The 14,142-nt window shown below is 54.6% G+C and carries 11 protein-coding genes; 5 read left to right on the top strand and 6 right to left on the bottom strand.

Going from position 1 to position 14,142, the window contains the following annotated elements:
* Positions 1 to 41 precede the first annotated feature (41 nt).
* The 3 genes from UF64_RS15090 to UF64_RS15080 form a co-directional block, all read right to left on the bottom strand.
* Positions 42 to 2,117 carry a methyl-accepting chemotaxis protein gene (locus UF64_RS15090; RefSeq protein WP_052657661.1) on the bottom strand — a complete coding sequence of 692 codons (2,076 nt, stop codon included), beginning with the start codon at positions 2,115 to 2,117 and terminating at the stop codon, positions 42 to 44.
* Between the two features lie 165 nt (positions 2,118 to 2,282).
* Positions 2,283 to 4,721, bottom strand: coding sequence for an EAL domain-containing protein (locus UF64_RS15085; protein ID WP_044829430.1), 2,439 nt, complete (start codon positions 4,719 to 4,721; stop codon positions 2,283 to 2,285).
* A gap of 5 nt (positions 4,722 to 4,726) precedes the next feature.
* Positions 4,727 to 5,785, bottom strand: a complete 1,059-nt coding sequence (locus UF64_RS15080; RefSeq protein ID WP_044829429.1) for a sensor histidine kinase — start codon at positions 5,783 to 5,785, stop codon at positions 4,727 to 4,729.
* A gap of 428 nt (positions 5,786 to 6,213) precedes the next feature.
* Between UF64_RS15080 and UF64_RS15075 the strand changes: the two genes are divergently transcribed.
* The gene (locus UF64_RS15075) at positions 6,214 to 7,806 is read left to right on the top strand and encodes a lysine--tRNA ligase (protein ID WP_044829428.1); all 1,593 of its coding nucleotides are present in this window, start codon (positions 6,214 to 6,216) and stop codon (positions 7,804 to 7,806) included.
* Positions 7,807 to 7,921: 115 nt separating this feature from the next.
* Here the strand turns inward: UF64_RS15075 and UF64_RS15070 are convergent, their stop codons facing one another.
* Positions 7,922 to 8,833, bottom strand: coding sequence for a LysR family transcriptional regulator (locus UF64_RS15070; protein ID WP_235285088.1), 912 nt, complete (start codon positions 8,831 to 8,833; stop codon positions 7,922 to 7,924).
* A gap of 135 nt (positions 8,834 to 8,968) precedes the next feature.
* On the opposite strand from UF64_RS15070, the gene UF64_RS15065 reads away from it, so the two are divergent.
* Entirely contained in the window at positions 8,969 to 9,694 is a 726-nt protein-coding gene (locus tag UF64_RS15065; RefSeq protein ID WP_044829426.1) for a hypothetical protein, read from the top strand.
* 106 nt (positions 9,695 to 9,800) lie between these two features.
* Here UF64_RS15065 and UF64_RS15060 read toward each other — a convergent pair whose 3' ends face one another.
* Positions 9,801 to 10,856 (bottom strand): hypothetical protein, encoded by a 1,056-nt coding sequence (locus UF64_RS15060; RefSeq protein WP_044829425.1) that lies wholly within the window; start codon positions 10,854 to 10,856, stop codon positions 9,801 to 9,803.
* 193 nt (positions 10,857 to 11,049) lie between these two features.
* Between UF64_RS15060 and UF64_RS15055 the strand changes: the two genes are divergently transcribed.
* From UF64_RS15055 to UF64_RS15045, 3 genes are all read left to right on the top strand, one after another.
* Positions 11,050 to 11,640, top strand: coding sequence for a TetR/AcrR family transcriptional regulator (locus UF64_RS15055; RefSeq protein WP_161794627.1), 591 nt, complete (start codon positions 11,050 to 11,052; stop codon positions 11,638 to 11,640).
* Between the two features lie 54 nt (positions 11,641 to 11,694).
* Complete coding sequence (locus UF64_RS19770; RefSeq protein WP_152630704.1) at positions 11,695 to 12,426, top strand: hypothetical protein; 732 nt, start codon at positions 11,695 to 11,697, stop codon at positions 12,424 to 12,426.
* A 137-nt stretch (positions 12,427 to 12,563) separates the two neighbouring features.
* The gene (locus UF64_RS15045; protein ID WP_152630703.1) at positions 12,564 to 13,163 is read left to right on the top strand and encodes a DUF4136 domain-containing protein; all 600 of its coding nucleotides are present in this window, start codon (positions 12,564 to 12,566) and stop codon (positions 13,161 to 13,163) included.
* A gap of 68 nt (positions 13,164 to 13,231) precedes the next feature.
* Here the strand turns inward: UF64_RS15045 and UF64_RS15040 are convergent, their stop codons facing one another.
* Entirely contained in the window at positions 13,232 to 14,107 is an 876-nt protein-coding gene (locus tag UF64_RS15040) for a branched-chain amino acid aminotransferase (protein ID WP_044829423.1), read from the bottom strand.
* Positions 14,108 to 14,142 lie beyond the last annotated feature (35 nt).

Raw genomic sequence — 14,142 nt, 5'->3', positions numbered from 1 at the left:
GATGCCGTCCTTGTGATGTGTTATTTGAACTTCCCGGAAGCCTAGATGTTCCGCAGGCGATCAAGGAAGTTTCTGACCTGTTCGTCCAGATTGCGGGCTTCTTGTGCAAGTTGGGTCGCCCCGGCCTGCACGTTGGATGCTGCTTCACCGGTTTCCTGAGATGTGTTGCGGACAATCCCGATAGAGGATGAAACTTCGTTGGTACCAGCTGCGGCCTGTTGGACGTTGCTGGAAATTTCGGCGGTAGCCGCACCCTGTTCCTCGACTGCGGAGGCAATGGCTGTTGCGATCTCGTTGATGTTGGAAATCGTTTCAGTGACCTTTTCGATCGCACCAACCGTGTTTTGGGTTTCCGACTGAATTGACCCGATCTGTTGGGCGATGTCATCGGTTGCCTTGGCTGTCTGCGTGGCAAGGTTTTTGACTTCCTGTGCCACAACGGCAAACCCCTTGCCTGCTTCGCCGGAACGGGCAGCCTCAATCGTGGCGTTGAGCGCAAGTAGGTTGGTTTGGGCAGCGATATCATTGATCAGGCTGACGACTTCACCGATGCGATCAGCGGCCTCGGCAAGGCCGGTGACCATCGCATTGGCGCGCGATGCTTCCTCAACAGCTGTGGAGGATATGTCGGACGATTTTGCCACCTGGGAACTGATTTCCTGAATGGAGGCGGAAAGTTCCTCGGTTGCGGATGCCACTGTCTGGACATTGGCACTGGCTTCGTCGGCTGCGGCTGCGACAACAACGGCCTGTTCGGAGCTTTCATCTGCGGCCCGGCGCATCTGGCGCGAGACGCTTTCCATGTTTTCTGAACTATCCGAAACATTGACCACGATGGACCCAACCGACTTTTCAAACTCGTCGGCCATCTGCAGGCGGGCGCGATTGCGCGCCTCGCTGGCCTTCTGCTCGGCTTCAAGCTTTTCACGTTCGGCTTTCTGCATGCCCGCCGAGGCCTCCTTGAAGGCCTCAAGCGCCTTAGCAATGGCGCCGATTTCGTCGTTTCGTTTCAGATAGGGGATCGATACATCGAAATTACCACTCTGCAGATGATCAATCACGCCCGCGACACGGGTCATCGGGCGGGAAACAAGGTTTCTGGTCGAAAGAAGAACCACGGCAATCACGATCGCAAGCAGGATGAGCCCGCCGATTAGCGTGGTGTTGCGTAAGCTTTCTGCGGGGGCATAAACCGTATCATACGGGACATTGACGACAACGCCCCACTGGTTCGGGTAACCGGCGATCTCGACAGGGACGATCATGTGCAGCATCTGGTCATCGTCAACCCGGGTCGGAGTGCCGCTTTTCATCGCATCAAGAATTGCCGCCTGAACTGTGTTATCGGCACTCAGCGTTGTGCCACGGATTTCCGGGTCTTCATGGGCAACCCATGTGCCCTGTGCCGAGACCAGATTTACCGTACCGGTTCCGAACGGGGTCAATTCGGCAAAGCGTTCCGAAAGCGCGTTCAGTTCAAGATCGACACCAAGAACGCCAAGAAAATCGCCAGCGGGATTCTGGACAGGATAGACGAACGAGGTCAGGACAACATCGCGCCCCTGAATGTCATAGGTAATGGCATCGGTGACATAGGGCTGATTGGTATCGCGCGGGGCGGTGTAATACTCGTTAATTTCGGGATTATCGAGGCCGGTCAGGTGATAGGGTGTGATGCCTTCGCCAAAATTATAATAATACGTAACGTACTGGCCGCTGCCATCGCCAAACGGTTCGCCTTCGTCTTTATAGTCGGCATCCTTGCCATCAAGGGCATTGGGCTCAAAGCCGGACCAGGCCCCTGCAAGGGTCGGATTGTCGATCAGTGTGCGATTGAGAATTTCGTTATAGGCTTTGCGGTCAACGCCGCCTTGATCGCGGATGGCGCGAAACGCGCCGGCAAGATTTTTGGCGACCCTCATGCCGCTATTGAGAACACTGCCAGCCTGTTCTGCGTGATGGTTTGCAACCGCGCGCGCCTCACCAACCGTCAGTTCTTCGGTGGTCCGGTTTGTCTGGAGCGTTTGAAGCGAGATGCCCGCAATGAGGCAGATGGCGATTGCCAAAGCGCTGACAAATGTAAGTTTGGCGCCAAGTGACAGGGAGGAAAAGTTCATTCGGCTGTCCTTCCGACCTATGCTTTCGTCGAGGAGATCGCATTTTGACAAAGCGCAAGCCAACTCAATGGCTTGGTGGGGCAAACAGGCACGGCACGTCAAGGTGCTATTCTAAAGTAGAATATCCTGCAAGGAAAGCGCCTCAGAAGGTTTCGATTGTGAAAATTAAAATACTCGGGACTTGCCGATCACCGGGGCAAAGACTTCGTTAGCGGGGATCGGTTTGCCAAACAGGAAGCCCTGTAATTCGATGCCGGGTACTTCACGCAGGAATTCGTACTGTTTTTTCGTCTCGACCCCTTCGGCCGTGATCTGCAGGCCGAGCGCATCGGCCATCGCCAGCATGGCTGTGATCAGGGCAACGTCATCGCTGTTGCCCGGCAGACCTTTGATAAAGGCGCGGTCGATCTTGATGCGGCTGATCGGAAGGCTTTTGATCGACCGCAAGCAGGAATAACCCGTGCCGAAATCATCAATCGCCAGCGATACCCCGACCGCGCGCAAATCATGCAGGGTTTGAATCATGCTGGCTTCGTCCTGGATCATACTTTCGGTGACCTCGATTTCAAGGTCCTCGGCCGGAAGACCGGCCATGGCCAGTTCGTGGGCAACCGTATCGGCAAAGCCCGGTTGTTGCATCTGGCGCGCCGAGACATTGACCGCCATGCGAAGCTTCTGGCCATATTCGTCCTGCCAGCGGCGCGCCTGACGGCAGGCTTCACCAAGGACCCAGTCGCCGATTTCGAGAATAAGTCCGCTTTTTTCCGCAATCGGGATGATTTCATGCGGGCCGACAAGACCTTGTGTCGGATGGTTCCAGCGCAAAAGCGCCTCGACGCCGACCATATCGCCACTCGCACCATCGATTTGCGGCTGGTAATGCAAAGTGAGTTCGTTCTTTTCCAGCCCACGTCGCAATTCAAGGGATCGTGTCATGTAATGCGCAGCATTTTCGGTCATTTCCGGCTCGTAAAGCGCATATGTCCGCCGGCCACGATCCTTGGCCGCATACATCGCCGTATCAGCAAGGCGGATCAGGTCGTGGGATGAATAACCGTTAATCGGATACAGTGAAATGCCGACACTGGCGGAGATGTTCATCTCATGACCGCTGATATAGAACGGGCGCTGCAGTTCCTGAATGATCTTTTGCGCCAGATTGGTTGCCGCCGTTTCATTGGGAATGTTTTCGCGAATGATGAGGAATTCATCGCCGCCAAGCCGCGAAATGGTGTCGGTACGTTCGGTAATGCCCTTGATCCGGGTGGCGGCAATCAGGATGACCTGATCACCTGCCGCATGACCCAGCGTGTCATTAATTGTCTTGAAATCATCGATATCGAGAAACAGGCAGGCGACCATGCGGCCATTGGCTTCGCATCGCTCAATCGCGCGGTTAAGACGGTCGGTCGCAAGCAGGCGGTTGGGCAGGCTGGTCAATCCGTCATATTGGGCCAGATAGTGCAATTCCTGCTCGGCCTGCCGTATGGCGGTGCGGTCGGAAACGATCATGACGAAGTGGGTCAGAACGTTTTCCTCGTTCTCAACCGCAATCACCTGAATCGCCAGTGAGATCGGATTGCCGTCGGCATTTCTGGTATCAAGATCACGATGCCAGTGACGGCGGATGCTGCCGCCTGAAAACAGTTCCGGGAAAAATTCCGCCGGATGTTCGCTGGGTGACAGGAAATAGGGCGGCTTTTTCAGGGTGTTTTCTTCGGTGTCGCCCGTGATTCGGTAATAGGCTTTATTGGCATTGGTGACATTGAGCTCCGGATCAAGGATCAGAATACCGTCCTGGGTGGTTTCAAATACCGTCATCGCTTCGCGGAGTTTGTCCTGGGTCAGGCGCTGATCGGTGATGTCCTGCATCATACCGATGATACGCTGTGATCCCTTGCGCTCGTCGCCGAAGGACTTTCCGCGGGCGCGTAGCCAACGATAATTCTGATCGGTATCCAGGCTGCGAAAAACGACGTCATAAAACTCGCCATGACCCACGGCATAGGCAAAGGCCTTATGGACCATGTCGCGGTCTTCGGATGCGACGCGTTCCAGAAACGCATCCCAGCTTTCAGTGACGGTTTCGGTTTCCTGAAGCAGTTCGAAATTGCCAAGACCTGTGCTGTGCATTTGGCGGGTCAGGACATCAATTTCCCAACAGCTCATCTGCGCGGCATTCATGGCAAGGGACAAACGGTGCTGACTTTCCGACAGGGCCAGTTCGGCTGAACGCCGTTCAAGCGCCATCTGGATGGTGGCGTGCAATTCGCGATCGGAAAACGGCTTGATCAGATAGCCATAAGGGCGGGTTTTCTGAGCGCGCGCCAGTGTCGCATCTTCGGAATGGGCCGAAAGATAGATGACCGGGATCATCAGGTTTGCCGGAATGCCGGCCGCCGTTTCGATGCCGTCAATATCGCCGTCAATCCGGATGTCCATCAGGATGATATCCGGCGGATCTTCATTGATTGCCGCCAGCGCATCCTCGCCGCGGGTATGGGCGCTTGTGCGTTCGTATCCCAGTTTTTCGAGCTGCTTGCGCAGATGTAGCGCAATAATGCGCTCGTCCTCGACAATCATGACATGGACGGGATGGGTCATCGCATTCAGCTCCCTATCCTGAATGTGATGACGAAGGTTGTGTCTTGATCGGTCAGGACATCAATGTCACCGCCAATCTGATCGACAAGCAGTTCGATCAGTTGCAGACCAAGGCCATCCGTGGTGCCGAGCTTGAAGTTATCGGGCATGCCGCGTCCGTTATCGGACACCCGAAGCTCGACCACATCGGCATCAATCATTTTCGTCGATACTTCGATCTGGCCTTCCGCACCGTCGGGGAAGCCGTGCTTAAGCGCGTTGGTGATCAGCTCATTGGCAATCAAGCCGCACGGAACCGCCTGATCGATGGCAAGCTGCACATCGGCCAGATCGCTTTCGACCCGAACCCGGGTGATATCGACATTGAAGGTCGCAAGCAGGGAAGAAATCAGGCTTTCGCAGAAATCGGCAAAATTGACCTTGGCGATATCTTCGCTTTGATAAAGCGACTGGTGAATTTGCGCCATTGACCGCACGCGGTTGCAGCTATCAATCAGGGCCTCTCGGGCCTGAATGTCAATCACCGAGGATGTTTGCATATCAAGAAGACTGTGGATGATCTGCAGGTTGTTTTTTACCCGGTGGTGGACCTCTGACAGCAGGGTTTCCTTTTCCCGCAGCGATCGAGCGATTTGCTCTTCGCGGTGTTTGCGCTCGGAAATGTCGGAGATCGCAGCAAGGATTTGCATGTTTTCGCCGTCTGAAATCGGGTTCAGGCCGATCTCAACAGGGAACTCACTGCCATCCTTGCGCAGCGCATAAAGATCACGACCCGCTCCCATTGGTCGCGGGTTCGGATGATTGGTGTAGGAGCCACGCAAATTGGGATGGCCTGCGCGGAAGCGTTCCGGGACCAACATCTCAATCGGTTGGCCGAGCAGCTCGCTACGGGCATAACCGAAAATGATTTCCGTCTGGGCATTAACCATTTCCATGGTCCCGTCAGTGCCAATCAGGATCATGGCATTTGGCGCGTATTCAACAACGCGCTCAAACCTTTGGTCTGGACTTCCCGTCGGAAAGGCGTTTTCGGTGATCCGGGCACCGGTCTCTCCAAACGACATCAATACACTCCAGTCTTCGTGCTTGGTTCGTCGGTCGGGTTTGCCTGCGCTTAGAAATTGATCATCGGTATTAGATTAGACTTATTCTTTGTTATGCTTCAGTCCCATGTTTCTATGAAAAAAGATCGTATCGACTTAAGCGTGCGAACCCATAATCGGATATTTGCTTCCGGACAGCTAAATTCAACTACACTTACGTGTAGCCGCGCGCCGGGCTTTTCACGCAACGAGAAAGCAATAAAGCCCGCAGTTTTCCCCACCAATTCCGCGATTATTTGGCTGCCATGCGCAACAGGTGCTTGATCTTGGCCCGAAGTGGGGTATAGCTTCGCGCAAACATGCGATCCCTGTGATCGCGTGTGAGGGGTTTGTCCCCAACAAGATTTCCCGAGAATTCAACGATCCAACTGACAAACAAGGTTTCAAAAATGACAACCGATCTTCGAGATGCCGCACTTAACAGCAACGTCTGGGCCTTTCAGGAAGCCAGCAAGCTGGTCAAGCGGTATAAACAGAAGGCGCCTGAAAAGGGTTATGTCCTTTTTGAAACCGGTTATGGTCCGTCGGGCCTGCCGCATATCGGCACCTTTGGTGAAGTTGCGCGCACGACCTATGTCCGTCGCGCGTTCGAGACCATGTGCGATATCCCGACCAAGCTGTTTTGCTTCTCCGATGATATGGATGGCCTTCGCAAGGTCCCGGACAATATCCCGAACAAGGACATGGTTGCCGAGCATCTTGGCAAGGCACTGACGTCCGTTCCGGATCCGTTTGGCACCCATGAGAGCTTTGCGCATCACAACAATGCCAAGCTGCGTGAGTTCCTTGACGGGTTTGGCTTCGAGTACGAGTTCAAATCTTCGACCGAATGTTATCGTTCGGGCATGTTTGACGCGGCACTCCTGCGTTTGCTGGAACGTTATGACGCGATCCAGAAAATCATGCTGCCGACCCTTGGTGAAGAACGTCGCGCGACCTATAGCCCGTTCATGCCGGTTGAGCCGGGCACCAACAAGGTCTTGATGGCCAAGGTGACCGAGCTTAAGCCGGAATCTGGTAGCATCGTGTATGAGCACCCGGAAACCGGCGAGCTTGTTGAAACGCTGGTCACGGGCGGTGCGTGCAAACTTCAGTGGAAACCCGACTGGGCGATGCGCTGGTATGCGCTGGGCGTTGATTATGAAATGGCTGGCAAGGACCTTATTCCGTCGGTCGAACTCGGCAACAAGATCGTCAAGGCGCTTGGCGGCACCCCGCCGGAAGGCTTCAACTACGAGCTGTTCCTTGACGAGAACGCCCAGAAGATTTCCAAATCCAAGGGTAATGGTCTTTCGATGGAAGACTGGCTGAAATATGCGCCGGAAGACAGCCTGTCGCTGTTCATGTTCCAGAAGCCGAAAACTGCAAAGCGTTTGTATTTCGATGTCATCCCGAAAACCGTGGATGAATATCTTACCTTTGCTGAAAAGCTTAAAACCGAAACCGATCCGACCAAGATCCTGCAGAACCCGGCCTGGCACATTCATGCCGGTACCGCGCCGGATCGCGACATTCCGTTGTCGTTCGGCATTCTGCTGAACCTGGTTTCGGTGTGTAACACCGATGATCGTGACCTGCTGTGGAAGTTCATTTCGCGCTATGCCACCGGTGCGACGCCGGAAACCGCGCCGTATCTTGATAAGCTGGTCGGCTATGCGATCAACTATTACCGTGACTTCGTCAAACCGGCGAAATCGTACCGCGCCCCGACTGAGGCAGAGCAGGCCGCCCTTAAGGACCTGCGCGATGCCCTGTCGAAAGTCGCACCGGGTACTGATCCGTCCGACATCCAGACCGAAGTTTTCACCGTGGGTAAAAACCACAATTACGAAAACCTGCGCGACTGGTTCAAAGCGCTTTACGAAGTGCTGCTTGGTCAGGAACAGGGCCCGCGCATGGGTTCCTTCATCGCGCTTTACGGTCTTGATGAAAGCGTTGCCTTGATCGACCGTGCGCTGGAGGGTGAAGACCTTAACGTCTGATAGGCTGCGGCCTTATTTTGAAATGACAAGGGCCCGCATCGCAATGATGCGGGCCTTTTTTCGTTTGGGTGATCAGGAAATCATTACAAAGCTTTAATCGGAAATCGCTTTGATTTTAAAGAATTGACTGAAACTGGTTGCGTGAAATTTCTTTGACCAGTTCTTTTGTTTCTGGCCTTGATACCTGATGTCGATAACGCAAGGCCACCACATCGCGTTCGATTTCCATCCCAATAATCGGAAGCGATACAAGGCTGCTATCCGCCGGGATTGCAGTTATCGGTAAAATGACAGCCCCCCACCCCTGACGGGCAAGGTCAATCAGCCAATCAACACGATTTGAACGATATGCTGCATAAAGCGTATGTCCCTGATCTGCACAGGTTTCATGGAGCGTATCGCGCATCTCGCAATTTGGCCTGTCGAGCATATTGACCTTGGCAAGGTCTGCGAGTGAAATGCCATCCAATTGGGTTAACGGGTGGTCATGCGCGACGACGACCTTGTAGGTCTCTCGATAGAGATGGTCTATGCGATAAAGTGCGGGGCTGACATTTTCGGCCGTGATGACGATGTCGAAATCTCCGCTCCGAAGGCCTGAAAACAGCAACTCGGATGGCTGAATAATCAATTCAATCTCGGCCTGCGGCAGGCGGGTTCTGAACTGTTCAACGGCTTTGGAAATAGCATTTTGGCCAATGGTTTCTCCAATGCCAATGCTTATGGGAACTCTTTCAAGCCTTGCATGCCGGATGGCTTCTGCCTTTGCTTCCCGGGTCTCGACAAGAACCTTTGTCAGTCTTGGTTTGATAAGTTTTCCAAGTGGTGTCAGGCGGCAACCCGCCCGGTCACGGATGAACAAGGCACCACCCAATTCTTCTTCAAGCTTTTTGATGGATGTTGTCAGCGAAGGTTGGGACACGTTGGATGCATTGGCAGCGTGCGTGAAATTGCGATGTTCGCAAACGGCTAGGAAATAGCGAACTTGGTTCATCTCCATGGTGGCCTCCCAATATTGCGTATTCAAACAGGGTCTATGGGACGATGTGCATAGTCAATGCCTATCGTAAAATAGGGTATCGGAATTGGCGCTGAGACGGCTTGCTGTGGGACAAGGTTATTGCGCAACACGAGCCGCTGAAATCCAAATCAGGAGTAGATCATGAAAGCGACAATCCTTCAGATACTATCGGCATTGGTTGTTATCAGCACGACAACCGTTGGATATGCACAGGAAAATGCCATGAATAACGAGACGGCCAGCTTTATCGAAATGCCCGCAGCGCCCGGTCAAGCGCAAGCATTTGCGGAATTTTTGACCAATGCGGCACCGTTGGTGGAAGAAACCGAACCAGGAACGAAACTTTGGTTCGCCCTGCAAGCGCAGGATACGTTGGCAATCTTTGATGTCTTTGTGGATGAAAAGGCACGGGACGCACATTTTGCCGGTCGTGTCGCCGGTGCCCTGAAACAAAATGCCGATAAATTGGTTGATGGCGGCTGGGATGCCGGCGTCGTTGCCAATATCAACAATGCCAATGTGCTATCGGCAAAGGACGCTGTTGATCTTTACACCGCGACAACCGCGACATTTATCAAGCTTGAAGCCGCGCCGGGGCAGAGCGCACAACTTGCCGCCCTGTTAAAAGCCGCCGGGCCAATTGTCAGGCAAACCGAACCCGCAACATTGTTCTGGGTAGGGTTGCAGATCGATGAAACCACCTTTGCAATCTTTGACATTTTTTCCGGTGAAGCCGGTCGCGACGCACATTTTGCCGGTCGTGTCGCAGGACTGTTGAATGAAAAATCTTCCGAACTTGTCAATGGTGGCTGGGAAAACGGTGTTGTCCCCAATATCAAGAACTTCGATATCCTTGCGATCAAGTAAGGCTGGAAAATTCACGATAGCGCTGATTTTTCGGTGTTAGGATCCACAAAGGCCCGCGTCGTCTTGATACGGGCCTTTGTTATGTTGGTATCGCGACGCCACCTGATCAACTTGGCGGTAGATAACGCCGCAGTGGATGGTGTTCAAACGGGGCCAACAACATATGGCGTGCGCGTTGCCAGCCAACCCCGAAGGCCATCACCAGTCCGCCAACAATGAAGCAGACCAGAACGATGGTCATGGACGGATCGATGGCGGCACCTTCAAAGCCCGATTGCAGCAGATAGCCGACATAGATCAGGCCGCTGATGATGGGCGACCGGCGATCCAGAATGAGGGAGAGCAACATCGCAATGATGATCACCGGGATCATGGCAAGCGGGGCAGCCTCGAACGTTGCGGCAATCGAATGGATGGTCAGCGGTGCGCCAAAGACATACAGCCAGAACGCACATTCTGCCCAGCCATTGACCCGGTTGGGGTCGCGGCTGTCGATAAAAATCGCAAGGGCGAGCAGCAAGATACCCGTGGCGGTGATCAGATAGGGAATGTAGGGCTCTGCCGCCGGGCCAAAGGTTGCCAAAAGGGCCGTCCAGAAGACACCGACGATACCTGCGGCAATCAGCGCAAAGGATACCGGCAGACGATAGCGCAGGAAAAAGCCCAGCTGGAAGGCAAAGCCGATGACAGCAACAAACACCAGAACATTCATTGACCGCTGGCCGAAATCAATCACCGTATCAAGGTCTGATAGCTGCCCGGTCGGTCCGGCAAAGGACATGTAAAGCGCAACCGCATAGATCATCAGCGTCGCACCTAGGGCGGCCATGATGGCGATCGAGGGCAGGGACGCCTTGAGTTTGCCGGCGATATATTCCGCCAACGCAACATAGGCGATCATCGCAAGCGGCGGTGCGATCCAGAAGGCCGGACCATTGGCGAGCAATCCCCACAGCACAAACCAGCCGATGGTAAGGGCGCATATGCCTAGCGCACTGAAGATGTCATTCATGCCGCGAAACAGGGTGAATTTTTCTGTTTCAGGTGATTCCTGGGTTTGCTCCGCCAGATACCCTTCGAGCCGTGCAAAGGCTTCTTCGCTGAGCACGCCGGCCGATACCGCATTTCGGATATCGGCAAGGGTGAATTGATTGTTTTTCACGGTTGCTCCGCATCATGTTGTTGGTTTTGTGCCGTTTAGGCGCGTGTCCGATGTGTTTATTGATACACGCCACGCGCTCGGCTTTCAAACATCTGTGCATGCGTAACGCCGGAATAAGACGATGAAAAGGCGATTGACAGATAGTTATAATCAGTAGTAAGTGAGTTAACTTACTTAATTGACGGTGATGGTCATGGCCTCAAAGCTGAAACCCGAAGAGAAGCGGCAAAAGCTTGCCCGTGCGGCAATGAATGTGATCTGGCGTGATGGCTATCACGCGGCTACCATTCAATCGGTTGCGAACGAGGCCGGGTTGCCCGCCGGCGGGGTGTTTTACCGCTTTCCCAAAAAACATGACCTGGCGCAGGCAGCCCTTGAAACCATGCAAGGCGAGTTCATCCCGCTTCTCGACAGCATCAAATCCAAGGGTGCGGTCGGGGATCGGTTATCGGTTTTCTTTGATTATCTTGATGCCATGACGCCAAGGCGCGTCAGTCATGGCTGCCCATTGGCGCGCTTGATGCTTGATATGCCCGGCGATGCGGATTTCGATCCAGCACGCAAAATCGGGCAGGGCGTGTTTGATGCCCTGATCGACTGGGTGGCTGACCAGCTTCGCGAAGGCGGGCTGGATGCGCACAGTGCCGCGATTGCGGGTCGCCGGATTGTCCTGCGCTGGCAAGGCGCGATTGTGTTGGCCCATTCGATGAATGACCGTACCATACTTGATGACGAGATCAATGATCTGCGCCAGACGGCAGATGCGTTGATCGGCAGGAACTAAGCCAACCCTTTCCGGATCTGCCACCCGTTTTTCCAAAACATGAAAGTGCCTGCCATGCCCCGCGCACTGACCACAGCTCTTGGGCGTGATCCCAAGGCAGCTTTGATTTTCAACTTTGTCCGGCTTGGCATTCGCGACAAGTTCTATGCGCTGCGCCAATCAATCGGGATCGGGCGACCTGATCGCGCCGTGCTGGATCGTCTTGGCGTGCCTGATAGTGCCATGGCGCAAAAGGCAACTGCATGGGCGGCCAGCCTGCAGCCGGATTTCGTGCAATATCACGGACTGCGCAGCTTCGCCTTTGGTGTGACGCTGGCCGATTATCACAACGTGCGCTTTGACCGCGAAATGCTTTATATCGCAAGCATCCTGCATGATATTTCACTGGCATCCCCCGAATGTGATGGACCGGGATCGTTTGAGGTCGAGGCCGCCGGGTGCGCCCATCGCTGGCTTGGTCAGCAGGACTATGACCCTGAAAAGGCCGATATCATCCACGAAGCCATGGCCCTGCATTCGGCCGTCTGTCACACCGGTCCGCGCGACCCGGAAGGGTTGCTTCTTCATCTGGGTGCCGGGGTCGATGTGGTCGGCATGCAGGTGATGAATATCCACCCCGATGTCCGGGCAAAAATCCTGCGCGATTATCCCCGTACCGGCTTTGTCCGGGATTTCGGAAAGCTGGTGGCTGATCAGGCCGATCGTAAACCGCAATGCCATATCGCCGGGCTGGTCGGTGTCGGGTTTGCCAAGGCACTGGCAAGCAACCCGCTGGATCAGGATTGATCACAAAAATCTGCAGCTTTTGGTTGTTCTGCCATGATCAGTTCATTTTCTGATGATGAAATCAATGCCCTGAAACGTCATACTATTATCAGAGCAGCGGCGTCACAGGCCGCGCCAAACGATAAAGGACACGGGCAATGATCGGGCTTGGAACAGTAAAATTTGCGCTGGTCGGGGCGATGGCAATGGTTCTGAGCGCATGTGCCAGCGGGCCGCGCATCTATACCGATGCCGATCCGGCCGCCGATTTCGGGCAGTTCAGGACGTTTGCCTTTGTCGACGGTGCTGGCAAGGATGCCGAGGCAGAATATAAAACCCTGTCAGGTCAGCGGATTGAGGATGCGATCAATCTGGCGATGGTGTCGCGTGGTTATCAGCTTGATATCCACAACCCGGACCTGTTGATCAATTTCCATCTCAAGACCCAGGAAAAGACCCGCTCGTCACCGCCGGTCTACATGGGCGGGTATTATGGCTATCGCAGCGGGATGTATGTCGGCTGGCCGGGTTATGTCGAGCCGGGTTATGTCGATAGCTACACCGAAGGCACGCTGAACATCGATCTGGTAGATCGCCGTACCCGTCAGATGGTGTGGGAAGGAACCGCAATTTCGCGCGTGACCAGTGCGGTGCGCGAAGCCCCGAATGAAACCGTGCGGGCCGCGGTGGCATCAATCTTTGCCAAGTACCCGTATGTCGCGGGCAATCCAATTCCCCAGCCGCTGCCGCAGCAGTAAATCGCTTGAACACAAAAAAACGGGCCGGATATCCGGCCCGTTTTCATTTGTGGTGATGGAATGCGTGATCAGTCTTCGCTGGCGTCAACAAACGTCATGTAAAGGTCCTGCGCACGACGGGTGATCGGGCCGGGCTGCAGGTTGCGGTCATCGAGTTTGACGCACGGTGCGACCTTGTAATAGTTGCCGGTACCAAAGATCTCGTCAGCGGCTTCGAGTTCTTCGTATTTGCAGGTCTTTTCAACGACATCGACGCCATCTTCGCGAAGCAGTTTGATCACGCGCTGACGGGTCAGGCCATTGAGGAACGTGCCATTGATCGCCGGGGTATAAACCGTACCGTCCTTGGCAAAGAACAGGTTGGCATAGGAAAACTCGGCAACATTGCCGATGGGGTCGAGCATCACACCGGTGTCAAAGCCAGCACCGGTTGCCTCGGTCACAGCACGGCCGACATTGGGATAAAGGCAGGATGCCTTGGCCTCGGTCGGGGCACTTTCCGGTGACGGGCGGCGGAAGCTTGATTTGCAGGCGCTAAAGCCGGTCTGGATGGCTTCGGGCATTTCGGTAACCGAGATGCACAGCACGAACTGTGCGCTTTCGGGCGTCGGCGCGATGAAGCCCTCTCCGCCAAAGACGATCGGCTTGATGTATAGGGCCAGTTCCGGGTCGAACTTCTGCACGCCTTCCTTGACCAGGGCGACGATTTCATCGGTGGTGATAGCCGGTTTCATGCCCATCAGTTCGGCCGAGCGGATCACACGTGCGCAATGCGGATACAGGTCGGGCATTTTGCCGTTCATGCGGCGCGCGCCGTCAAACACGGTCGAGGCCATCCAGACACCGTGGGTTTGCGGACCCATGATGTTGGGATTGCCTTCGTGCCATTGACCCTGATGCCAGGTCCAGGTGGTGACAGTGCTATCGGTGGCGGCGTGACCCATTTTAATGCTCCTGATTCTATCCGGGGAAGGCGCCT

Origin of the sequence: Thalassospira sp. HJ (assembly GCF_000948415.1) — a bacterium.
In the GTDB taxonomy this organism is placed as follows: domain Bacteria; phylum Pseudomonadota; class Alphaproteobacteria; order Rhodospirillales; family Thalassospiraceae; genus Thalassospira.
The sequence above is the reverse complement of the archived record's forward strand: the minus strand, read 5'-3'. Positions and strand labels throughout refer to the sequence as shown.